The 24,828-nt window shown below is 34.0% G+C and carries 21 protein-coding genes and 2 pseudogenes; 13 read left to right on the top strand and 10 right to left on the bottom strand.

Features of this window, described 5'->3' with window-relative positions; translation table 11 throughout:
* Positions 1-69 precede the first annotated feature (69 nt).
* From ACFX40_RS23970 to ACFX40_RS23955, 4 genes are all read right to left on the bottom strand, one after another.
* Positions 70-342 (bottom strand): HU family DNA-binding protein, encoded by a 273-nt coding sequence (locus ACFX40_RS23970; protein WP_013083575.1) that lies wholly within the window; start codon positions 340-342, stop codon positions 70-72.
* Between the two features lie 272 nt (positions 343-614).
* Positions 615-1,961: a branched-chain amino acid transport system II carrier protein gene (gene brnQ, locus ACFX40_RS23965; RefSeq protein WP_098525976.1), complete on the bottom strand. Its 1,347-nt coding sequence runs from the start codon at positions 1,959-1,961 to the stop codon at positions 615-617.
* 282 nt (positions 1,962-2,243) lie between these two features.
* On the bottom strand, positions 2,244-2,471 hold the full coding sequence (locus ACFX40_RS23960; protein WP_043980840.1) for a hypothetical protein: 228 nt from the start codon (positions 2,469-2,471) through the stop codon (positions 2,244-2,246).
* Between the two features lie 49 nt (positions 2,472-2,520).
* Positions 2,521-4,155: a glutamate/serine transporter AimA gene (locus tag ACFX40_RS23955; protein ID WP_377256632.1), complete on the bottom strand. Its 1,635-nt coding sequence runs from the start codon at positions 4,153-4,155 to the stop codon at positions 2,521-2,523.
* Between the two features lie 743 nt (positions 4,156-4,898).
* Between ACFX40_RS23955 and ACFX40_RS23950 the strand changes: the two genes are divergently transcribed.
* The gene (locus ACFX40_RS23950) at positions 4,899-5,183 is read left to right on the top strand and encodes an AbrB/MazE/SpoVT family DNA-binding domain-containing protein (protein ID WP_043980836.1); all 285 of its coding nucleotides are present in this window, start codon (positions 4,899-4,901) and stop codon (positions 5,181-5,183) included.
* Positions 5,184-5,491: 308 nt separating this feature from the next.
* Here ACFX40_RS23950 and ACFX40_RS23945 read toward each other — a convergent pair whose 3' ends face one another.
* On the bottom strand, positions 5,492-6,673 hold the full coding sequence (locus tag ACFX40_RS23945) for a YhgE/Pip domain-containing protein (protein ID WP_377256629.1): 1,182 nt from the start codon (positions 6,671-6,673) through the stop codon (positions 5,492-5,494).
* A gap of 189 nt (positions 6,674-6,862) precedes the next feature.
* Between ACFX40_RS23945 and ACFX40_RS23940 the strand changes: the two genes are divergently transcribed.
* The 11 genes from ACFX40_RS23940 (at position 6,863) to ACFX40_RS23890 (ending at position 16,868) form a co-directional block, all read left to right on the top strand.
* On the top strand, positions 6,863-7,471 hold the full coding sequence (locus tag ACFX40_RS23940) for a TetR/AcrR family transcriptional regulator (RefSeq protein WP_377256626.1): 609 nt from the start codon (positions 6,863-6,865) through the stop codon (positions 7,469-7,471).
* Between the two features lie 783 nt (positions 7,472-8,254).
* Positions 8,255-8,587 carry a carboxymuconolactone decarboxylase family protein gene (locus ACFX40_RS23935; RefSeq protein WP_043980830.1) on the top strand — a complete coding sequence of 111 codons (333 nt, stop codon included), beginning with the start codon at positions 8,255-8,257 and terminating at the stop codon, positions 8,585-8,587.
* A 48-nt stretch (positions 8,588-8,635) separates the two neighbouring features.
* Positions 8,636-10,405 (top strand): fatty acyl-AMP ligase, encoded by a 1,770-nt coding sequence (locus tag ACFX40_RS23930; protein WP_377256623.1) that lies wholly within the window; start codon positions 8,636-8,638, stop codon positions 10,403-10,405.
* An 81-nt stretch (positions 10,406-10,486) separates the two neighbouring features.
* Complete coding sequence (locus tag ACFX40_RS23925) at positions 10,487-11,524, top strand: flavin-containing monooxygenase (protein WP_377256620.1); 1,038 nt, start codon at positions 10,487-10,489, stop codon at positions 11,522-11,524.
* Positions 11,525-11,557: 33 nt separating this feature from the next.
* Entirely contained in the window at positions 11,558-11,824 is a 267-nt protein-coding gene (locus ACFX40_RS23920) for an acyl carrier protein (protein WP_043980824.1), read from the top strand.
* Positions 11,821-12,990: a LuxE/PaaK family acyltransferase gene (locus tag ACFX40_RS23915; RefSeq protein WP_043980822.1), complete on the top strand. Its 1,170-nt coding sequence runs from the start codon at positions 11,821-11,823 to the stop codon at positions 12,988-12,990. The genes ACFX40_RS23920 and ACFX40_RS23915 overlap by 4 nt, the downstream gene beginning before the upstream one ends.
* A gap of 1 nt (position 12,991) precedes the next feature.
* Positions 12,992-13,396: an iron-sulfur cluster assembly scaffold protein gene (locus ACFX40_RS23910; RefSeq protein ID WP_377256617.1), complete on the top strand. Its 405-nt coding sequence runs from the start codon at positions 12,992-12,994 to the stop codon at positions 13,394-13,396.
* 2 nt (positions 13,397-13,398) lie between these two features.
* Positions 13,399-14,568, top strand: coding sequence for a cysteine desulfurase family protein (locus ACFX40_RS23905; protein WP_377256614.1), 1,170 nt, complete (start codon positions 13,399-13,401; stop codon positions 14,566-14,568).
* 44 nt (positions 14,569-14,612) lie between these two features.
* Positions 14,613-15,083, top strand: a complete 471-nt coding sequence (locus ACFX40_RS23900; RefSeq protein ID WP_274157558.1) for a DinB family protein — start codon at positions 14,613-14,615, stop codon at positions 15,081-15,083.
* 153 nt (positions 15,084-15,236) lie between these two features.
* Complete coding sequence (locus tag ACFX40_RS23895; RefSeq protein ID WP_377256611.1) at positions 15,237-15,566, top strand: pyrophosphohydrolase domain-containing protein; 330 nt, start codon at positions 15,237-15,239, stop codon at positions 15,564-15,566.
* 468 nt (positions 15,567-16,034) lie between these two features.
* The gene (locus tag ACFX40_RS23890; protein ID WP_377256608.1) at positions 16,035-16,868 is read left to right on the top strand and encodes a hypothetical protein; all 834 of its coding nucleotides are present in this window, start codon (positions 16,035-16,037) and stop codon (positions 16,866-16,868) included.
* A gap of 275 nt (positions 16,869-17,143) precedes the next feature.
* Here the strand turns inward: ACFX40_RS23890 and ACFX40_RS23885 are convergent, their stop codons facing one another.
* From ACFX40_RS23885 to ACFX40_RS23870, 4 genes and pseudogenes are all read right to left on the bottom strand, one after another.
* Positions 17,144-18,241, bottom strand: coding sequence for a group II intron maturase-specific domain-containing protein (locus ACFX40_RS23885; protein ID WP_377256605.1), 1,098 nt, complete (start codon positions 18,239-18,241; stop codon positions 17,144-17,146).
* Positions 18,242-18,312: 71 nt separating this feature from the next.
* Positions 18,313-20,142 (bottom strand): group II intron reverse transcriptase/maturase, encoded by a 1,830-nt coding sequence (gene ltrA, locus ACFX40_RS23880; protein WP_377239158.1) that lies wholly within the window; start codon positions 20,140-20,142, stop codon positions 18,313-18,315.
* Between the two features lie 702 nt (positions 20,143-20,844).
* A pseudogene (locus tag ACFX40_RS23875) lies at positions 20,845-21,426 on the bottom strand (reverse transcriptase N-terminal domain-containing protein); the annotation flags it as partial.
* Between the two features lie 699 nt (positions 21,427-22,125).
* Positions 22,126-22,466, bottom strand: a pseudogene (locus ACFX40_RS23870) (Imm3 family immunity protein).
* A gap of 153 nt (positions 22,467-22,619) precedes the next feature.
* Here ACFX40_RS23870 and ACFX40_RS23865 point away from each other — a divergent pair.
* Entirely contained in the window at positions 22,620-23,051 is a 432-nt protein-coding gene (locus ACFX40_RS23865; protein WP_253353067.1) for a VOC family protein, read from the top strand.
* Between the two features lie 221 nt (positions 23,052-23,272).
* Here the strand turns inward: ACFX40_RS23865 and ACFX40_RS23860 are convergent, their stop codons facing one another.
* Positions 23,273-24,391, bottom strand: coding sequence for a GerAB/ArcD/ProY family transporter (locus ACFX40_RS23860; RefSeq protein ID WP_377256602.1), 1,119 nt, complete (start codon positions 24,389-24,391; stop codon positions 23,273-23,275).
* Between the last annotated feature and the right edge of the window lie 437 nt (positions 24,392-24,828).

Genomic DNA, 24,828 nt, shown 5'->3' with positions numbered 1-24,828 from the left:
TGATGTCAAAAATGAAAGAAAGCTCCAAGGAATAACCTTGAGGCTTTCTGAAAAGTATTCATCCTATACTTATTTAAGAGCTTCTTTTAATTCTTTTCCGGGTTTAAACGCAGGAACTTTTGAAGCTGGAATCGTCATTTCTTCACCAGTTTGGGGATTACGTCCAGTACGAGCTGCACGTTCACGTACTTCAAATGTACCGAATCCAATCAATTGAATTTTTTCTTCATTAGCAAGTGTATTAGAAATCGTTTCAAACAATGCATCTACAGCTTTTTTAGTATCTTGTTTCGTTAGTTCTGATTTTGTTGCAACTGCATCGATTAATTCAGCTTTTTTCATATGTAAATACCTCATTTCTTACTGCATATATAGTATGTATATGTAGAACATATCACAGTCTTTATAAAATGTTCAAATATAAGCACTCATTTGAGGATTTAAAAAGTTATCTAATAAACTAGATGCTGAGATTTGCTTTAAGACAAAATGAACCCCATTCAAGACAGAAGAAACTCGTCAAAAAGGGAGCTTTGCTCAATAAGAACAAAGCTTCCTTTTTGACGAGTTTCTCCTATTTTCAAATGGATGTAACCTTTGCATCAGAATATTTATTATTTATTCAGTCTAGATGACCTGTAATTAAGAAGGGTTTTTCCTTGTACTATGCTAAAACCTATTAATCCTCCAATAATAGCTGGAACAATCCAACCTAGTCCTACTTTGTACATAGGGAGAACTCTAATAAAGAAACTATTAATAGATGAAATGTGAATACCGCCCGTATTTAATCCATCAAATAGACTAATAATAAATGTCAAAAGTAAGCTCCCTTGATAAACTTCAGTTTTTCCTTTAAATAAAGGATGAAAAAAAGTTAAGAATATCAATACAATAGCTAATGGATAAATAGCTGTTAATAGAGGTATAGAAATAGCAATTAACTGTGTTAACCCGATGTTAGCAACGATTGCACTAAAACCACATAGACTAATAGCAAGTATTTTATAAGGTATCTTTGGAAATAGTTTATGAAAGAATGAAGAACAAGAAGCAACAAGTCCTACACTAGTTGTTAAACAAGCTACCGTAATCATTAATCCTAATAATATTCCACCGTAAGCTCCAAAATAATAATTCGAGACTTTTACCAAAACAGTACCTCCGTTATCTAAGTGTCCAAGTTTTTCTACACTTGAAGCACCCATGTAAGAAAGAGCCGTATAAATGGTTATTAGGATAATCGCAGCAATTCCTGTTGCCTTTGCACAAATAGTCATAATGTGTTTTTTTGTTTTTGCGCCTTTTTCCTTAATAGCATTAATAATTATAATTCCAAAAACAAAAGCTGCAAGAGCATCCATTGTTAAATAACCTTCCTGAAATCCCTTGAAAAATGAGTGAATTTTATAGTTCTTCGTAGGTGCCTGAAAATCCCCAATCGGATTAATAAAAGCCATCGCTACAAGAATTCCAATAAATGTTAACTTAATAGGCGTTAGGAATTTTCCGATAATATTGATAGTTTTAACAGGGTTTAGTGAGAAAAAGCATGTGATGCTAAAAAAGATGATGGTGAAAATAAATAAAGGTATATGGTCTAGATCTTCCGCCAAAAAAGGTTTGACGCCTATCTCAAAAGAAACGGTTCCTGCTCTTGGTATGGAAAATAAAGGACCAATCGCTAAATAAAGTACGGTTGTAAATATAAGAGCAAACACAGGGTGTACGCGACTTGCTAGTGACTGTACATCATCTTTCCCTGAAAAACCAAATGCTAACACACCAAGTAACGGTAACCCAACTCCGGTTACTAAAAATCCGGCATTAGCTGACCAAATATTTATTCCTGCTGATTGACCAAGCATTGGTGGGAAAATTAAATTTCCTGCCCCGAAGAATAGAGCAAATAACATTAAACCAATAACTACTATAAATGAAAATGGCACTTTATCCGACATATAAAACCTCCATAAAATAACAACTTTCACTATTTTTATATAAATGAAACAAGAGGCCGAAAGAATGTACAGGGTTTTTTAGAGAACTTTTCGGCCTTTTCCTGTTTTGGCTTGTCGTGGCATTACGATAAATAGGAATTCGACTTTTCCTATAGCTCTCGAACATATGAGAAAAGAGAAAAAGATGCCCTAGGCATCTAATAAAACAAGTAAAATATCTCAATAACATCGTTAAAATAAGCTCTTGCTATTATAAGTAAATTCCTTTTTTTACGAGTTTTCCTATTCTAAATTATGCCCATGAGATAGGATGGACTTAAATCTTAAAATCTTTACATTTTGAATGAACACTCTTTCTTTTGTAGATATATCTAGTTTAGCTAACCTTACAATTTCATCTGGATTATTGATGGATTGGATGACTATAGAATTATTGATTATTTTATTGTTTTTTAATATAGAATAGTCTACCGTAAAGATCTTTAACTTTCCTACCTTATTTTTTACCATAACAACTATCTCCACATACTTATAAAATACTGGTACTAGAAATCAATTTTTATACAACTTTTTCTTTATCTAATTGAGATTCTATTGTTCTCTCCCTTAATCTCATTTCTTCATTTACTTTGGTGGCTTCCTTGAGGTATTCTGTCTTAAATCCACTCTTTACAGCCCAAACATAAAAAACAAGAGACAAACATGTAATGATCAGCATGTCCCAACCGTATGGAATAACATTTATTCCACCAAATTTTTCACTTCCTAAATATGAAATAACTATCATACATAATAAGTAAGTAACCATCCAAAGTCCTGCTAGGAAGTTCTTTTGAAATCCCTTCCATTTCAACTTTGCTTGATAATAAAAGTATATAGGAAGACCCATTATAATAATGAATAACACCTGTCCTGTAAGTGGCCATCTCGCCCAGTAAAGAGTTAATGACGCAAATATAAAACCCAGTGGTGCAATAATACTTAATCCTTTTAGACGTAATGGTCTATAGAATTCTTTCCCCGTTCTTCTTAACGTCATAGCTGTAACAGGCCCTGTAATATAAGAGATTAATGTCGCAACTGAAATAATTTCAGCTAATACACCCCAACCTCTAAAGAGAAATAAAAAAATGAATGATACTGCTAAATTGAAAAACATTGCTTGACGTGGCACACCATAAATAGGATGCAATGTCCCTAAAACACCAGGTAAATATTTATTCTTTTCCATACCGTATATCATACGAGATGTAGTAGCCGTATAGGTGATTCCCGTTCCAGAAGGAGAAACAAATGCATCAGCGTACAATACAATCACAAGCCAGTTAATACCTAAAGCAATAGCCAAATCAGCAAATGGAGAGTTGAAATTAAGGTGACTCCATCCATGAACAACCATAGAAGGAGAAACTGCCCCAATAAATGCCACCTGTAATAAGATATAAATAACGGTAGCAATTAGAATCGATCCTACTACAGCTAATGGAATAGAACGCCCAGGATTCTTTGCTTCTCCAGCCATATTAATAGGGCTTTGAAAACCATTAAATGCAAATACAATACCGGACGTTGCTACCGCCGTCAGTACGCTTGCCCAACCATTTGGCGCGATGCCTTCTCCAGACGTAAAATTTCCACTATGAAAACCGGCAAATAGAAGTGATCCAATTGTTAAGCCAGGAATCACTATCTTAAAGATTGTGATGAGTGAATTTGCTTTGGAAAAGAGACTTACTGTCCAATAATTTAGTAAGAAATAAATAAGTAATAAAGCAGAAGCAATGCCTAATCCAGGTAAAGTAAGCGTGCCATTTTTCACTAAACTACTTGTCCACTTTGCCCATTCCCAGGGCCAAGAACTCATGTATTGTACAGATGCAACAGCTTCAACTGGGATAACAGATACAATAGCAATCCAGTTTGCCCAAGCAGCAATAAATCCAAGAAATGATCCATGAGAATATTGTGTATATTTAACCATACCTCCTGCTTCTGGAAACATAGATCCAAGCTCACTGTAAGAAAGTCCAATAAATAAAATAACAATCATACCGATAATCCAGGAAATAATAGCAGCAGGTCCAGCAATTTGAGCTGCTCTCCATGCCCCGAATAACCAACCTGAACCAATGATTGAACCTAGTCCAACCATTGTTAAAGAAAAAGTTCCCATCCTGCGATGTAAATGATTCATTTTTTAACCTCTCTCATATAAGTTGTAGTAATTATAGAAAGACTATTACATCCTCCAAAATCCCTTTCTTTATAAGGGAAGGATTATAGTAGATATTGTAGTCTGCTTAGCTTCAAAAGGAGTGGATACATCAGCGTAATTCGAAGAGATAGTGATACTCCTTTAAGTCATTAATAAGGATACAATGAGAGCAACTTTTTTTCTGTAGTTAGTTTATAAATATCTTCACTCCATTGAAGTGGAACTAAGAAAAGATAAACTAGTATTAAACGCTTTCATTTTTCTCCAGCGACATCGTATCTTTAATTTATACTAGGAACTATATAATCATACAGAAAACGACAAAAATTAAAAATTTTCTAAATTATTTTTTGTGAATGATTCGATAAGAAAGAAGTGCTTATTCTCCATTATTTAGATATAGAAACATTTAATGTTATCATATATGGATTTAAATATTTTTTACATATAAATAATTTAATGGATATTATTGGTTTTTTATGTAGATTTTTGTTTAATTCTGTAGTTTGTATCATAAAATGAGGCTTAATAAATCTTTGTTATTAGTTTAAATTCATATATTACTTTTATTAAAAGAAAAAGATAATAAGGTAATATAATACATTTTCGAGATGGGAATTACTCCAGCAAAAAATTCTCTTACGGAGATAATTTTTCACCAAAATACAATTAATTAATAACCATTATTAAATTGAAAGATAATTTAAATTAGGAGTGAGAAAATGAAGAAAATAGGGCTGATTAAGGGTCTAGGCAAATTTGGACGTGTCACATTCCCTAGTGAACTACGACGAACCTTAGGGATAAAAGGCAGTGAGAGTTATGTGGAAATGTTTATAGAAAATGAAACAATAATTATCGAAAAATGTGGTGAAAGTAAACCCTGTGCTATCACTGGTAAGGTAAGTGATAAAAATAAAGTGTATCTAGGTAATATCGTGCTAAGCTCAGAAGGAGAAAAGATTTTATTACAACAATTAATTGATATGAAAAAACAGATTGAATGACCATTCTTTCATTTTCACCTTCTAGGAGCTACATTCCTTTCAAAATATTTGGGTCGGCTCTTACGTTACAATGCGACTTACTACTGTATTATATTCACACATTAATATGCTAAGGTTTCATATGTAGACTTATATAAAAGTGGTTATAAAAAACCAACACCAACTCCTGAAGTTTAAGATCAAGTATAGGCTTATAGCTCACATGTAATTAAAGATATCAAAAGATTAATTAAAACAAATAGGACCTTGAGAGGAGTAAGTTATATATCTTGCTCTTCTCAAGGTCTTTTTTTATTAATAAATAAAAATTACTTTTCTACAGCCACCCTTGGTTTTTCTTTACTTGTTGTTTTGAGTATAGAAAGTGACATGATTATAAATGAAGCCACACCTATCATTCCTAGAACAAATAAATAGCTTTCGATAGCATGCCCTGCAAAGTAGAAGATGTTACGTAGACCTTCTACGCTATATTTAAAGGGAACCCATGAATAAAACCAATCTTGAGTTACTGTAGGTAGAAACTCTGGAGGCAAATTTAATACCGGAATTGAGAAGAGAAAAAGTAAGATAAATAGTGGAACCCCTACTAATCCTAACCAATTTAAAATAGCGTTTTGAAGTAAATAAAACATAAATGCAGTAAAAAGTAAAAATAAGAATGTTGCCTGGAAGTCAGATATATTAACGTTTAATACATTATCAGTAAATAAAAGGACTGTAGAAGCAATGGCTGTTGCAAATAGTAGTCCTGCAACTAATTGAGCTAAAACAGATCGGGTACTTATACGGCCATTTGTAACCTTCTTCATAATAACAAAATGAATAACAGAACTAATAATGACCGCGATCCATATTATCTGTGTAAATAAAACAGGAGCATTCCCATTGGCTGTGTGATCTCCAACTTCGTTAATGGTTTCATTCTTCACAAGTAAAGGGCTGCTCAAAAGTTTTGCTTGCGAAGGAGTAATAGTAGCTTTTTTAGCTTCTAACTGGGTAAAAACTGTATCCTGAATTTGACCATTTATTTTAGAAAGCGATTGATCGATAACCTGTTTTGTTGTATTAGAAGCCGTGTAATGCATTCCTTGATTAATAATTACCTCTATCTCTGGCTTTTGTGGTGAAGGGGATTGAAGTGACATAATTTGTTGAGACATGCTCTCTGGAATGACAATAGTCGCATAGTATTTCTTTTCATTCATTGCACTGATAGCGTCTTCTCTTGTGTCAATCACTGACCACTTAAAGGGAATATCTTTATTATCTAGTAACGCTTCTCTATATTCCTCACCAGCATTTAGTTTTGTCTTATTAGGCAGTTCAGCACCTTTATCATTTACCACCAATGCAACAGGCAAGTCCTTCGGAGTGGGATTAACAATTGATCCTATGAAAGCAATACTGAAAATCATAACGACAATGATAATTCCTAGTAAGCTCCCCCAAAATCTTTTTTGTGAAAAAAAACTCTTAAATACGCACACGTAATCTCCCTCCTGAACATCTTGTTTTTATCGACAGAGCGTTGCATAAGAAACGCCCTGTTATATACAATGTAATTATATTCCTTATTCTCACATACTCAATAATCAATATTGCGCTATTTGTTATATATACAACACATGAGTCCTAAGTGTTAATTAAAAATGAAATCATAGACAGGTGATGAAAAAATGTTAAAGAAAACAGATTTGCGTGTTATTCGAACACGAAAAATGATTAAAGAATCGTTTATTGATTTAATTCAAGAGAAAGGCTATGAATCTATTACCATTAGGGATATTGCAGACAATGCATTAATTAACAGGGCTACCTTTTATCTTCACTATGTAGATAAGCAAGATTTGGTGGATAAATTAATTGACGAAGTTTTTGAGGAACTAACAGATATTATTAACCCTTGTATATACATTCAAAAGAAAAGGGTGAAAATATCAGAGTTTCAATCAATGATTGAAGCTATATTCACAAATATTTTCCACCATGCTACTTTTTATCAAATTATGTTAAGTGAAAAAGGGGTACATGGATTTAATGGCAAAATGCAAGGGGTTATTCTAGAGAAATTCAGAAAAGAATTCGCCACAATAAATTTACAAGAACAAAAATTTCCAACTCCTCCAGAATTATTAATACATTTCATTTCTTCAGCATTGATTGGTACTGTAGAATGGTGGGTTAATAATGATTTAGTCTACTCTCCTAAACATATGGCAGTGCAGTTAGTTAGCTTAATTACAATTGGTCCATTACAGTCTTCAGGTTTTGAAATTGAAGCATAAGATAAAATTTAACTTGTAAAGAGTTCCAAACTTACTTCAATAAGCAATTTTAAAAACATTAGCATCACCTAGGCTTTTATAAAAAATGGGATTATATCTAGGATAACTTCTAGAAGAGATCTTGAATGCAGATAGATATAATCCCTCACACTATCATTCTCATCTTTTACCTTCATTTCCAAATGTAAATTTAATTTTTTAAAATTTTTTTTGTAACATTCTTTTTTGGTGAAAATGGTAGCGTTGTCATATGTTTTAACATTCAAAAAAGCATTTGAGTGTTATAGAGACATATTATACATAGTGAATTTCTCACTTTTAAATAAAGATTCATCTGCCCTAAAAAAACATCTAAACTTTCTTATATCTTATAGTCCACTTATTTTTTTAAAACTTCCCAAAAATACCTCCTGAAATAAGTCTTGCTTTGATTTTATTAATATAATTTTAAGCATAATAATGTACTTATCTTAGTGAATGAATAGCCTTTAGTTTACCTCCTAAAAGTCTTGTAAAATAGTTATTAAATTATTCTTAAATTTCAAATAAAGTAATTGACAACCCAAAATATTGTTTGTAGAATCCATTTGTAGCTGATTTTTTTACAAATAGAGGTAATTATAGGTTAATTTTCTTCTATTCCGACTTAGTGAAATTTTACCGTTGTGAAAAAGGGGTGGGAAAATCGTCCGACGATTAAATAAGTTTTTATTATTTTAAAGTAGTTTGTTTTATTCTTCATGATAGTTACTTATATTTGAACAATGAGGGGAGAAATAAAAGATGTCAGACGATACTTTATATAAAAAATCATATTTAAATAGATTAGGTGAATTAAAGGAAAGATCGCCAAAGGTTGCAGCAAAATTTATGCAGTTTGAACATGAAGTCTTTAATACGGGTACGATTCCTCCTAAAACAAAAGAGTTGATTGCTATTGCCGTGGCTCATACAACAGGATGTCCATATTGCATTGAAGCTCATGTAGCTAAGTATAAAAAACTAGGTGGAACTATGGATGAGATTTTAGAAGCAGTGACTGTAGCAGCTGCACTTAAAGCTGGTGCTGCAATTAGTCATAGCGTAAACGCCATCAATGCCTTTGAAAGAGAGTAGAATTTTTGATTTTGTGATTTTAGAACACTAAAAAGAGGTGTAGACCGCATGGAAAAGTTGATAGACAATCCTACTATTCCAAAAAGTAATTATTCTTCAATGATAGACTTGTTATCACATAAAGTGATGATACATCCTGAAAAAGTAGTCTACACATTTTTATCTAATGATAACCAAGATGAAACTAATATTACCTATCAAGAACTTCATATGTATGCTAAGCAAATCGCTGCTTACCTACAACATTTAGGTTTAGAAGGACAACGAGCTCTTTTAATGTATCCATCGGGGATAGACTATGTTAAAGCCTTTCTAGGATGTATCTATGCGAATGTAATACCCGTACCTGTGTACCCTCCCGGGTTAAGTCGAAATATGGAACGTTTAAAAGCAATTATGGATGATTCAGCTACTAATATCATCTTGACAACTACTCAACTGCATTCAAAAATAAGTTTTCATTTCTCAGATGAACTATCAAATATGAATCTAAAGTGGATTCCGATTGACGATATATCTTATGATTATCGGGATCAGTGGTCACAACCAAAGGTAGATAAAGAATCTTTAGCTTTTTTACAATATACTTCAGGATCTACATCTTCTCCTAAAGGAGTGATGGTCACTCATGGTAATATTTTGCACAATGAAGCCATGATCAAAGCAGCTTGTCAGCATAACGAGGATACAGTCATGCTCGGATGGCTACCAATGTATCATGATATGGGGTTAATAGGTAACATTCTACAACCACTATATCTTGGGGCTAAATGTGTATTTATGTCGCCAATGGATTTTTTACAAAAACCTTTTCGATGGCTAAGTGCTATTTCAAAGTACAAAGCAACTATTAGTGGTGGACCCAATTTTGCTTATGACTTATGTCTAAAAAAGATTACAGATGAACAAAAGGTGCAGCTTGATTTGAGTAGTTGGGAAGTTGCCTTTAATGGGGCTGAACCCGTGCGGTATGAAACTATTCAAAAGTTTGCCCAGGCTTTTAAAGATTGTGGTTTTAAACTAAATCAATTTTTTCCGTGCTACGGTATGGCTGAGGCAACTTTATTTATAACAGGTAATGAAAAATTAACAAAGCCTGTCTCCAAAGGCTTTTGCAAAGAAAGTCTTTTAGAAAATAAAGCTATAGAGCGACCCATAAATTCTGAAGATTCAGTAAAATTAATTGGTTGTGGTATAACTTGGCTTAATCAAAAAGTAGAAATTGTTAATACTGATTCCTTATCCAAGTGTGCATCAAATGAAATAGGTGAAATTTGGGTCAAAGGAGACAGTATAGCAAAAGGATATTTTGGACGGAAACAAGAAACAAATTATGCGTTTAATAATATAGTAAAAGACACAAATGAAAATGGCTTTTTAAGAACTGGGGATTTAGGATTTTTTCATGAAGGCCAGCTTTTTGTAACAGGTAGACTAAAAGATGTCATTGTATTAAGAGGGAAAAACCATTACCCACAAGATATTGAATTAACTGTGGAAAAAGCAGATCAAGCTATTATTTCAGGAGCCAGTGCTGCGTTCTCTGTTGATATTAATGGGGAAGAAAAGTTGATTATAGTTGCCGAAATTGAACGTAAATATAGGCCTAGACCACACAAAGAAAGAGAATTAAAAGGTTATTTAGACAGTGTTTTAAGGAACATCCGTCAACAAGTAATGGAGGAACATGAAGTTCAGCCATACACTATTTACCTTTTAAAGACTAGCAGTATACCAAAAACATCTAGTGGGAAAATCCAAAGAAGTGCTTGTAAAAACGCGTATTTAAATAATGGTTTAGAGGTGTGGCATAATTAAATTCGTTCTTTTCCCTCTTTTCCTAATAAACTCATCCTACTATGCATAATGTACTTACTATTGTTGAAGGAGGGATGTTAAATGGGAAATTCATATAACACAATTGTAATCGGTGCCGGGCAAGCAGGACTAGCTATTGGCTATTATTTAAAACAAAAATCTCTTTCATTTTTAATTATAGACTCTAATAGTAGAGTTGGGGACTCTTGGCGTCATCGTTACGATTCTTTAACCTTGTTTACACCTAGATCTCATAGCGCTCTACCGGGAATGAATGTAGAAGGGCCACCACATGGTTACCCTAACAAAGATGAGATTGCGGATTATTTAGAAAACTACAGTCGTTATTATGATCTTCCAGTCCAACTGAATACATCAGTTATTAATCTATTTAAAGAAAATAAGAAGTTTCACCTCGTTACCAGTAAAGGAAATTATGTAGCAAAAAATATAGTAGTTGCAACTGGTCCCTTTCAAAAACCCTTTGTACCAGATATTGAGAAAGATGTCTCAAAAGACATTTTCCAGATTCATGCAGCTCATTATAAAAATCCAACTCAATTAAAGGAAGGAATGACTTTAGTAGTGGGTGCCGGTAATTCAGGGGTACAGATTGCAACGGAGTTAGCCGAAAGCAGAGAAGTTTATCTATCTGTAGGTAAACAAATGAAATTCCTACCCTATACCTTACTGAATAGGAGTATTTTTTGGTGGTTCCAAGTGCTTGGAGTATCAAAAGCAACTATCCATTCAAAATTGGGGCAGTTTATGAAAAAAAATGATCCAATTATAGGAAAAGAGTTAAAACCACTGCTAAGTAGAGGAGCTGTTAACAAGGTTTCAAAAGTTTCAAAGGCAGACGGTAAGAGTTTAATTTGTCAAAATGGCGAGAAAGTCCAACCAGAGAATATCATCTGGGCCACTGGTTACCACAATGATTACGAATGGATTGAAGTCCTTAATATAATTGATAAAAACAATAATGTGATTCATGATCGAGGCATAACAAAAGAAAAGGGTCTTTACTTTCTAGGGTTATCATGGCAATACCGAAGAGGTTCCGCCTTATTATTAGGGGTTGGAGAAGACGCCAAGTTCTTGGCAAATCATATAACTTAATTGATATGAAAAGTTTTAGTGGGGGTTCTAACTATGGAAAACGATAAGATTTTTACGATGATAAGAGGGTCTATTTTAGTTTTTTCACCTTTAAAAGAAACGGATATTAAAATAGATAGCAATTTGTCCGGAGATTTATCACTGGATTCAACTGATCGCCTAGAACTTGTTTTAGATTTAGAGCAAAAGTTAGATATTAGCATTCCAACTGAGGACTATGGCTGGTGCAAAACGATTGAGGACGTTGTGTTGTTAGTAAAACAAATACAAGCTCAGAACACTAAGGAGGCTATTAAATGAACTTATCTACTCAGTTAAAAGAACTAGGATTATCCCCATTAAATACATTAGTCGGCAGTGCTCATAACCTTTATAAAATGCCTTTTGATACAGTAAATGAATATAAAGGTAGCGTTATCGCAGATAACTTTAACTACCATTATGAAAACAACCAATTTTATCGTGATTTATGTAAGAAGAAAAACATTAGCCATCAGGATATAAAGGATTTTAATGATTTAGCAAAAATCCCTTTAATTCCAGTTCAAACATTTAAACAATGCGATTCTCACCTTCTTATGACATCGAAATTAAACGAAGTTGAATTCGAAATGAGAAGTACAGGGACAAGTGGTATTCCTAGTGTATCTCGTCGTGATCGTTTAACGATGGACAGTGCATTTGATAGTGTTGTAACTACCTATAGAGAGTTCTTTAAGTTCTCCAGAGGGATGGGATTATTCCTTTTCCCACCAACTGAAGAAATGCCTGAAATGGGAATGGTAAAAGCACTGAATGTTTTTGCTGGTTTATTAGATGGTAGCGTTAATTTAGTAAAGAAAATAACATTCAACCCCGAAAAAGCTGTAGAAGCCTTACAAAGTTGGGATGGAAAGCATACTAGACATATAGTAGGCCCTCCATTTTTAGTATATAGATTAATTAAATATTGTATGGATCGCAATATTAAACTTAATTTAGAAAAGAATAGCTTTATTATTACGCTTGGAGGGTGGAAAAAGTTCACTGGTGAAGAAATTCCACGAGCAGAATTTAATGAGCTTTGTCATGAATACTTAGGCGTTCAATCATACAATGTAAGGGATATGTATGGATTAGTAGAAGCTAATATGCTTGCAGTAGAATGCCATAAACAAGAAAAACATATTCCACCATGGGTCCACGTTTCTATGCGTAACCCACACAATGTCTTAGAAGAAGTTGAATATGGAGAAAGAGGCATTATTGCTATTTATGACCCAACTTCTATTTCTTATCCAGGCTTCATTCTGACAGAAGATGTTGGCTATTTAAGAAAAGATACATCTTGTGAATGTGGTCGTAATGGACAGACGTTAGTATATATTTCAAGGATGCCAGGCGTAGAAGTAGGTTGTTGTGCAATTAACCTTGAAAAGTTTATCGAAGAAAAAGAAAAAGGCATGGCTGTCAAAGGAGGAATTTAAAATGTTCAATGATATAATCTGTGACCATTTTATGAATCCTAGGAATATTGGTGAACTTGCAGATGCGGACTATGTGATCGAAATCAGTAATCCTATTTGTGGTGATACAGTACACATGTATTTAAGGTTAAACCAAGAGGTTATCTCCGATGTAGCTTATAGAGCTTATGGATGCTCTACGTCTATTGCTACAGCAAGTATTGTTTCAGAAAAAATAGTTAGTATGTCTAAAGCTGAAATTTCGTCTATTATACGCGATGATGTTGTTGAATGGTTAGGTGAGTTAGAACCTTCACAGCTTCATTGTGTTGATATCGCTTTAAATATTTTAAATCAGTGCGCAAATCCAACAAAAAAGAAATTTGAACAGAAAGAATTTCTGGTTGAAGGGGAAGGTGCATTTTAACAATGCATACACCTATTTATTTTGACTATAATGCCACTACTCCTATTGATCCAAGAGTACTAGAAGGTATGTTACCGTATCTTCAAAATCATTTTGGAAATCCGTCGAGTACTTATTCTATAGGGTATCGCGCTAAAGAGGCCATTGAAATAGCACGTAAAGATATAGCTAATCTTATTGGTGTTGAGGATAGTAATATATTTTTTACAAGTGGTGGATCTGAGGCAAATTCCACTATATTAAAGGGCATAGCAGCTAAAAATTCAAAGAGGAAGCATATTATTACAAGTGCAATTGAACATCCAGCTATCTTAAAAACTTGTGATTACTTAAGAAAGCATCATGGATTTCAAATTACCACAATACCTGTCAATGCGGCTGGTATTGTGGATCTTAATGATATCGAAAGAGCTATAACTAGCCAAACCGTTCTTGTTGCAGTCATGATGGTAAATAATGAAATTGGGTCTATACAGCCTATAAAAGAAATAGGTAAACTGTGTAAAAAGCACAATATTCATTTCCATTGCGATGCAGTACAGGCAGTTGGGAAAATAACAGTTAATTTAAAGGAACTTCCAATTGATAGTTTATCCATGTCAGCACATAAAATTTATGGACCTAAGGGAGTAGGGTGTTTATATTTACGTGAAGAGGTGAATATTCCTCCTCTTATCCTTGGAGGATCTCAAGAATTTGGTATGCGTTCTGGAACAGAAAATGTAGCAGGTATTGTCGGTTTTGGGATTGCTGCAAAAATAGTTCAAGAAGATCTATACTTGAATTTCACAAAGACAGAGTACCTACGTGACTTATTCTTAACTAATCTCCAAGCAGAAATCGAGGATTGTTTAATAAACGGAGACATACATGCTAATGTTCCCTCCACAATAAACATTCAATTTTCTGGGATTAGAGGGGAATCCTTAGCCAGTATGTTAAATGAATTGGGAATTTGTGTATCTATTGCTTCCGCATGTAGCTCTACGTCATCAAAACTTTCACATGTATTAAAAGCAATTGGAAAGACAGATGACGAGATTAGAAGCTCAATTCGTATAAGTATAGGAGCACTAACCACTGAAGATGAAATAAATCAGCTAGTTAGACATTTAAAACATTCTGTTGTTAGATTACGTTCTTTCTCACCTAAATATCAAATACCTGTATAGGAATATTAAAGTGAAAAATAATGATTGGAAGGTAGTGAGATTACATGAATGAATTAGTATTTAAGCAGTTTAAAGTGGCAAAGGATTACTTTATAAGAAATGTAGAATCTATTTCTAAAGAAGTAGCGAGTGTTCAGCCAAATGGTTTTAACAATACAATTCATTGGCATGTTGGTCATGTATTAACATTCACTGAGCAATTAATGTTTGGCTTTCCAGAAAAAACGACTTACCTTCCAGCAAACTATATCGAATTGTTTAGTAATGGTACAAAACCAGCTGATTGGAAGTATGAGGTGCCTAGCTTAGACGAATTGATTATTCAGCTCAAGGATCAGTCCATTCGTCTTCAGCAAATTCCAAATGAACAATTAAAGAAAACACTTCAAAAACCATTTATGGGTTTTGATACTTATGAACAATTAGCAGGTTTGGCTGTATTACATGAATCCAATCATTTAGGCCACATTCAAGCAATGAAACGTGTTGTTGAATATGAAAATGTAAAAAATTAATCAATGTAGATACAGATGAAAATACCTTCTAACAGTTTATATTAATAAGTTCTAAACAAAAACAAGCATTTGTTTTCAAAGGCTTGTTTTTTGTTTAGATAGTTCTGCTGCGTCTGTATAGTAAACGTTCTAATTATAAAGGAGATAAGATATATGACTATTTACAATAAACTAATTAGAGACCGCATACCCGAAATTATCCAAGAATCCGAAGGCGAGTGTGTGGTTGAAGTTTTAACAGAACAGGATTATTTAAAAGAACTTCAAAGGAAAAGTCAGGAAGAATTAAATGAGTATTTAGCAGCTTCTAACTCAAATGAGGCTATAGAAGAACTTGCAGATTTATTAGAAGTAATCTATGGATTAACAAAGTGCCATGGATTTTCCATCAAAGATTTAGAGAGATTTAGACGACATAAAGCTGATAAAAGAGGCGTCTTTGATAAAAAATTATTTTTAGTGGAAGTTCGTAAGAAGGAGTAAATTTAATTTCATTAACGTTGTGAAACAGTATCAACTATACTTTCGGCGGAAGTATAGTTGATAGTCATTTTATACACCTTTCTAGTTATGTAATTGTATCTAATTCACTAATATTATCCAAATAAACCTATTTAATTGATTATATTTCCATATTTAACAGTCGGCATTTATTTGATAAAATAATTTTTGACAAACCCTATAAGCATTATCTGATATTTATATTTTGGAATTTTTTATGAAAGCTCACTTAAGAGGCATGCGTATTAATACGCATGCCTCTTAAGATTTCTTATTTTTATTAAACACAATTTATTATAAGTAAGTTTACGTAATTACTTATCGATTTTTACTTAATTCTGTGTTTGAGTATAGAGGCTATATTTGTATGGATAGGTCTGCATAGTTTCTCCACATCCATTTGATATAAATAGGGGACAGCAGTACTTATTACAATGAAAGGGTGTAGATATGAAAAAGTTACTATTTGTCGTGGTATCTCTCTTAACTATGATTGCTTTGGTAGCATGTAATAAGGAGTCTGAATACAAGCAGATAAAACAAGACATGGCAAACATGAACCATAATGATTCTTTAAAAGAAAAACAACAAGTCGCAGTACAAACCGATTGGAAGTTTAAACAGTCTCCTCAGACTAATACAACCAACCAGTTAACAATCACAATTAAAGATAATAAAGGGAAGCCTATTTCCGAATTTGAGATGAATCAAGAAAAGAAAATGCATCTGATTGTTGCAAGCAAAGACTTGTCAAAATATCAACATATCCATCCTACTTATAAGGGAAAAGGTGTGTTCACAGTACCTGTTACGTTTACTCAGGGAGGATCATTTCAGTTAATTGCTGACTTTGTACCGAAAGGACAATCGGATACAGTTCAAATGCATACGGTTTCTGTTAAAGGAAATACACCAGTTCCTGTTAGCCTTACACCTGATAAGGAATTGGTAAAAAATGAGAATAGGAATCGAGTGTCTCTTAAAATAGATAGACAGCTAAAAGTGAATCAGGAAACTATGCTAAATTTTCATTTTGAAGACGCTAAAACCAAACAACCTATTCAGGATTTACAACCATACCTTGGAGCTGTAGGACACGTTGTCATTTTGAATCAAGATGCAACAAAATATCTGCACGTACATCCGATGGATGAAAGGATAAAAGGGTCTAATGCTATGTTCCATACAACATTTCCTTCACCTGGCGTCTATAAAATTTGGGGAGAGTTTCAGCGCAGTAACAAAGTCTTTATAGTTCCATTCGTAGTGGAAGTTAGTAAATAACTAAAAAAGAATCTGTTTCTGTAAGTTATTCATCAATTATTTTTTCTGTATAAACTACTTCAGATAAATTAGATCACCCAAAATACATTTATATTACAGCAAGGAACTACTTTTGAGGAGCAGTAGTTCCTTCTATTTTTAGACTGCATAACCTATACATGTTCCGTTACGTCGGGTAGGCAGGCACTCTCACGAGCGCCCGCCCCCCCTAAGAACCGCACGTGACAGATTTCCCGTCATACGGCTCAAGCCTTCTTTTTATCCGAACAACTTGTTTATTTAATACATGGTACATGTACTAATTTAGCAAATTCACCTGTAGAAACCTCTAAGTTTCGCACTGTAACTTTCTCTCCATTTTGTAAAGTCTGCTTACATAATGCACAACGATATCCTTGTTTTCTTGCGAGCTTCATCCTATCCAATGTATTTTCATTATTAAAGACCTTACGGTCTCGTTTTTCCCAATACTCTCTTAGACTCGGATCATCTGGGCTGTTTTTATAGGCTACCATGACATGCCGTTCTATCTTAATCCAGGACATCTTTAACAATTGAATGTTAGTAAGTGGACATGTGAGAGTCCATTTATCATTCCCTCCATGGTTGGGCTTCTTAAAATAACGTTTAATAATCCATTTCCACGCCTTCTTTGGATGTAGTCGTTTAAGGTGTTTTGTTATTTTAAGGAATAAGTAATTATCCATATACCCAAACGTCTTTTTAGAAACGACATGTTTCCAATACTGTCCGTAACCACGAATAATTGGATTTAAAACACGTATTAGTTCTTTTACTGGTCGTCCTCTCATTATTGCGAACGTATCTTTTATCTTATTTTTTGCTTTTTTAATGCTGTCTCTGCTAGGTTTGATTAGTAGCTTATTGCCTTGTTCCGTCTTGTATTGACGCAGCGAGAAACCGAGAAAATCAAACCCGTTCTCAATATGTGTAACTCTAGTTTTTTCTTTACTAAGTGTAATTCCTCGCTTTTGTAAGTAAGGAGTTAGTTTCTCATACATGCTTTCAGCCTTTTCCTTCGTTTCCGTTACGATGACAAAGTCATCGGCATAGAGAACACGTCCTATCTTACATTTTGGATCGATTGCGTATCCTCCGTTTGGTTTGTATGTCTTTTTATAAACAATACCAATTTCTTCTTCCATACCGCATAAGGCGATATTAGCTAGAAGGGGAGACACAATACCCCCTTGAGGGGTTCCTTCTGTTGTCGTACGAAGCATATCCTTCTCTATGTAACCCATTTTAAGCCATCTTTTGATGAGAGTGTTTCCTGGAAACATAGATGTTTGTTCTACTATCCAATCATGATTAAGATGGTATGCGTGATAGGTAAGTGTTCTCGACAGCATTACCTGTGACGATACTTACTTTTCCCCCACCTCACACCGTACGTGCAAGTTTCCCTGCATACGGCGTTTCATCAAGCTATTTTATTATTATCCTCTGAAGCCATTGAAATGGCTTCTAGTTTACAATATGCCCTTAAAGTATTCAGCTTTTTAAGCTTTTGCTTGTTATGAATAAGGTTAATGTGCTTGTTTATTACTGTTTCAGATGTTGCATGAATAAGTCTATGGATATCTTTATGAACAATTATTAAATTATCGTATTCATCCGTTCCACCTAATTTAATAGGTATTTTGTGATGTGCGTGCACATCTTTAACTTCAAGTTCCATTCCAGTTAGTTCACATTTAAAACTGCACATCGACGCACGAGCTATACGATTATCGTTGTATTGTATGCTTCGTTCTTTGACGTAGTTTTTCGCAAGTTCTATGACTTTAATATCGGTTTGATTTTTCAGTGCCTTGGTAGATTTCTGTCTACCTTTGTTTGTATAATCACATGTGTCTTGCGAAAAGCACATGATGTTCTGCGAATGCACATAGTGAATAGGGAATATGGAAATTCCACTAATCGTCCATGTTTTTGCATCGCATTTTCCATAGAATTTTTCAAAAATAGTGTTCTTTTTCTTAACCTTTTCATATTTAGATAACTTTTTCAGACGGTTGAACATCATCCTATATACAGGGTAAGCAATTTCTCCAAAGTCTTTCCAGACGTGAGTTGCGGACTTATAGTAAACATGGAGTCCTAATATGATTGCGTTTAATCGCTTAATGTTTTCAGGCGAAGGTTTCTTCTGGATTTTCTTAACTTGTTCCGTTAATTGTTTCCTGATTCTAACCTTAGCTTTCGACTTAACATGAGAGTACGCAACATATTTTCCACTCTTTTTAACTGCTCTAATTTCAAATCCGAGAAAATCCGAAGGATTTCTTTTTAAGTTAATGACTTTGGATTTGTCAGGGCTTATATCTAAACCAAGTCTTTGTTTCAACCAATCTTTGACTGCATGATATATGTTCTGAGCCTGTTTATGAGTTTTGCACATAATCTTAAAATCGTCTGCATATCTAATGATGAAAATCTTTTTCAATTTTGTTTTGTTGATAGCTCTATATCTGTTTGAGTCATTTGAATAGTTAGATTTGGTTTTGAACGTTTCCCACTGTGAGCTAATCCACCAATCTAGTTCGTTAAGAACTATGTTAGAGAGAAGGGGACTAAGGATTCCACCTTGCGGTGTTCCCTTGGTTGGAATACCTTCTCCAGCGATTGGGGCTTTCAACATTGATTTAATAACCGATAGAAGTTTTCTATCATGGATACCTAGCGAGTACATTTGTTTAATCAATTTGTTATGGCTTACGTTATCAAAGAACCCCTTAATATCGATGTCCACAACATGATAAAAATGACCTACATTAACCAATGAACTCATTCTTACCAGAGCATGATTTGTACTTCTGTTAGGTCTGAACCCATAACTATGTGGATGGAATTTCGCTTCACATATAGGCTCTAGAACTTGTTTAATCGATTGTTGAATCAGTCTGTCTATCATCGTGGGAATACCTAACGGTCTTTTTTCTTTGCTATTTTCCTTAGGGATATGAACCCTTCTGACTTCATCTGGACTGAAGTTGTTAAGCTTATTACGTACTTGCTGGACGTATTCATCAATATTATTTTCTTTAATATTTTGGATGGTTAGTCCATCAGTTCCAGCTGTTTTTGAACCAGTATTTGATTTTATCATTCTGAAAGCGAGCTTAATGTTGTTATCCGATTGGATTACATCCATCAGTTTTTTGAATTTCTTGTTTTCACTCGATTTCTGATAGAGTTCATCAAATATGGGCGTCATATTGTAGTAATCTGAATACCTGTATTTGTTCATAAGCCTTCTATTGGGACACCTCCTAGGAGATGCTTTCCCTGTCATACTCGAAGATAGAAGTTCAACTATTGTATGAGTTACTAATAAAATAGGATTGACTAGTGCCCCTCCCTCAACTGTGATTAGCAGTTTCATCGGTACTATGGCACCACTTTCACTAGAATAAAGTATCTTATACCGTAAGGTTTTCAATACACCTGTTCGAGGCTAATCGTTTTTCTTCCGAAGAAGACCTCAGTTTCTAGTTTCTGACGTTCCACAGTTCCTAGTATAGATAGTAGTTAGGTGCTTCCTATAAGCCCGTTGGCACATTGTTTTCATTGTTAAACACAGAGTGTTTCATAGCTTCGATTTTTACTTCACTCCACCAACTACCTCAGTGTGAGGCAAGAAATCCATCTCAGGAAATCCCTAGGTTAAGGACCTGTACATTCAGAAGTTCGTCGGTTCTAAAAGAACATTCTCACCATGTACTATCACCACCCGATTACTCTGACCTAATGTTGAATTCCATTAGATTTCATCGACTTTACCCAGCTACTAAACAGTCCAAAATTAGCCTTTCTTTCTGCACATGGGAGTATCAGTGTAGAGGTTTCAGCTCAACATGACGGCTTTCATTCCCTCTATCAGAATTGCAGTTTATTACTAAATCATCCCAATCAATATTTCTATTGAAATTTCAGATTAACGTCACGCACCGAAACATCCTAAAAAATCTCCTTCGAATACCCACTTTTTTTTGCTATTGGTGTTAAGCTTCTTAAAAAGATTACTTATTGCATCATGCGTACTTCGTTTAGGACGAAAACCGTAGGAAGTAGGTTCAAATTTAACCTCCCATTGGGGTTCAAGTGCGTTTTTTACTACGTTTTGATAGACTCGGTCTCGCATCGTAGGAATACCCAAAGGTCTTAGCTTTCCGTTTTTCTTCGGAATAAACGTTCTTTTTGCTGGCTTTGGACGATGTCGAAAGACATTGCATTGAACTAGTTGTTGATAAAGTTTGATACGTTCGCTTGGTTTTGAGGCCGTATAGCCATCTACACCAGGTGTTTGCTTACCGTTATTTTGTTGTGTTACTCTGCGAATAGAAAGCAGTAAATTTGCTTTACTCCGAAGGAGTAAACGTTGAAGTTTCCTTACTTTTCTTTGTTGATTTTGTTGTTCGGCACGATAAATTCTTTGTCGTAACTTCGTTACATATTTTTGTATAATACTCCAATCAATAGAGTACCAATCTTTATGCGAGACGTGCGCCGACGCTCGTAGAGAGGTATTCATAACAGCACGCTCCTTTTCGTTAGAAGATAGCCACAAATTTATTTTCGTGTTGAAGACCAGTGAGAAGTGGGCGCTCTTTCGAGCCTGCCATTGTCTATAAAGACGACAGTATCCGTCCAGTTATACAATATTCTTGTTTTCCTGTTCTCTTTCGAGATAACGGCCTTCGCTTTTTCTCACGTCCCATACCCTCTGCCACTTCGTTTGACTTTACAGTCATCCTACTGCTTATGCAGATAACATAGGGCTTACCAAGTTCCACATTCTACAGATGCGATAGGGGTAGGCAGGTTCTTTACTCCGGGTAAGATGCGGGACGCATCAGAGTAGCCTTATGATTCTACTTTTCCTCTTACCAAGACCCAAGCGAGACTTATGCATTATCTTGAGCTAACACTGACGAAGCTTACAAACCTTCACTTTCGTTTACCATACCTATCTTCTCCTAGCAGTATTCTGGACCATGCATTTGTCCTCTGTTTCCGCATTTCCTCATGCAACCGACAAGCTCGTTACCAAGTATGCCGTTTTGGATGGAGATCATCTCTACGTCTAGATGAGTAGCGTTAGCTACACTGTAAGAAAGCGACTTCTTGTCGCACCATAAGATATATTATAGGAATAAGCTAAAATAAATTTCATTGATCTCTCCTCATAAAATAAGATTAATTTTTCTTTACTTACTTCCTTGTAAAAACATTACTGTTCTGCTACTGGAGGATTATAATTAACTTCTGCATTTTTCAGACTATCAATTACTTTACGTATTTCTATAAGTCACTAATTTGTTATTGTATTAATTCAGCTTTGACTTCTTGTGAGGTAAACATAAATAACCTCTTTGTTATGCCTTCAATACCACCAACAAAAACTTTATCATGGCCGATCGCGATTTTTCCAATAGCATTATCAACAATAATATCTTCTATCTTGCCTAAGTTATCAAATTCATCTGCTAGTTTTGCTATAACATACCTATATCTTTTCTCTTCATCTAACAACTCTTCATATGTCTCCTGGATTGCATCAAATAATTCAATGTTTTTTTCTCAATAAACTAACGGTGCAGGATAACCCAATAAATTTGTTGTATAGATACGTAGTAAGTGTTATGACTAACTCAAATATGAGTTCTTTTTTCATGTAACTATGATTATTAAAGACTAAATAAAATTTTAAAAGGGGTGTTTTTGATGGTTTTAGGAATTTATCCTTATTTAGTTATGAACGGTAATGGCCAAGAAGCTGTTAAATTTTACGAAAAAACATTGGATGCAAAAGTTATTGGAGTTAAAACTTTCGGAGAAATGCCCGGAAATCCAGAATTTCCTACTCCTATAGAAGCAATAGATCGTGTAATGAATGCGCATTTACAAATTGGTGAGAATGATTTAATGCTTTCTGACACATTTCCGGGTCAACCATACCAAATTGGATCACAAGTAACGGTAGCCATCACCATAGACAGCGTAGAAAAATCAAAAGAAGTGTTCGAAAAACTAAAAGAAGGTGGTCAAGTAGGAATGCCACTTCAAGAAACTTTTTGGAGCCCATCATATGGCCAAGTAACAGATAAATTCGGTGTTACTTGGCAAATTTCAACACAAGCTGCTGATAATGAATAATTAATAAAAAGATGGTATTTTTATTATCTCTAAATTCCTTGCCCTGCAAGGTTTTCTTTATTGGGTTCTGGAATATGTTTTATGTTAACTAACTTTGTATAACATAACAGCTTAAAAAGAGAAAAAACAATCCGTGGGAGTTGGGTTGTTTTTTCTTAAGGAGAGATTAGGGCGATGGTTCCTTACTGTATTTTATGGTTCTTGCTTTCTATTCTTTAAGCCTAGTGTTGATGTGGAGTGACATCGGATTTCTTAAGCTTTGCTCTATTTTTGAAGAAAGCTACAGTAAGGAGTAAAAGAGGAAGTATAACTTGAAAATGTATATTTAAAGAAAATGGTAGTATTTTAAGCGCTTCTTGTATAAGCTCTTCATAATTATTTGCTAAGCTTAGAGAATAAAGTAGAATAACAAGTCCTAAGGGAAAGCATATCTTAGATGGAGATTTAATTTTAAATAAATTTGCTGTACCTGTTACAGTAGCGTAGAAAAACACACTTATTTTAAAAAATCCCCCAATAACTGCTGTAAGCATAAAAAAAACGTCAAGACGCTCTAAAAAATCAGCCACTTGAATACTTTCTACTGTACTTAGAAGAGGAAACTGTGAGCGAGCAGTAAGGCTTACTCCTAATACACTGACATTTATAATCATGATAATCATTAAATTGATACCTGTTAATCCAATAGCACTTAATCCAATTCCTTTGCTCATGTTTTTCACGTACGGTAAAATCATCAAAAATACAACAGTTTCTCCAAATGGAAAATATATATTTTGAGTTAGAGCAGTTTTTAGAGGAAGCCAAATACCTTCTTCTAATACAGGTTGTAAATTCGTAAAATCGATTATACCAGCACATACAATAAGAATGAATCCAGAAATAACAGAGAGGTAGAACAAAATAAACATAAGTTGACTGGATCTTGCCAAAACCTCGATTCCCTTGCTCACGGTATAGATAACAACAAGCATCAGTAAGGCATTTACAATAAATAAAGGAGTATCTGGATAGGCAAATGTCAATAGCATGTCTCCAAAATCTCGGATTACTCTGGAAGCAATGTTTGCAAAGTAAAAAATATAAAGAAATGAAATAAGACGCCCAATCCATTTTCCCATGATTTTTTGTGTGAATTCGACAAGCAATAAGTTAGGGTAGTAACGATAGAGTTGATAGTAGACTAAAAACAAAAGGAAACCGCCTATCATTCCAAACATAATGGAAAGCCAAGCATCTTGCTTAGCTTCTATAGCAATAGGAAGAATGAACGCGCTTCCAAATTCAAACAATATCATTAAGGTAAATAATTGACTTCCACTAATCTTTGCTTTTTCCACTAAATAATTTCCTCCTTCCGATGGGTATCTTATTCACTAGAAGTTACTTTGATAACATTTCTTTTAATGAATTTATATATTAATGGTAGCTAAACAAAAATTGTACAATTATTTGGTATTAATATGTTTTTAACAAGATAAATTTAATTAGAAATATAATATAAACTCACCTTATCTAAAACAGTAAATATATAAGCTATATTATAAAAGTTAATACTTTATCGCTTACTTTACTTGACGACAAATACAAAGTTTTTCTAAGATAGGTCTACAATAGAGTGCTGACATATCTTAATACCACCTTAGGGATATTTTTGGAGGAAGTTGGTTTATTTAATAGCAAATAGAATATATTTTTTAAATAATAGATATTATGGTAGTTAGTTTTTTCTAAATTTAAAGTACGCATATGCACTCAACATGATAGCTACCATCCC

The organism is Priestia sp. YIM B13552 (assembly GCF_042787775.1).
GTDB lineage: Bacteria > Bacillota > Bacilli > Bacillales > Bacillaceae_H > Priestia > Priestia megaterium_E.
The sequence above is the reverse complement of the archived record's forward strand: the minus strand, read 5'-3'. Positions and strand labels throughout refer to the sequence as shown.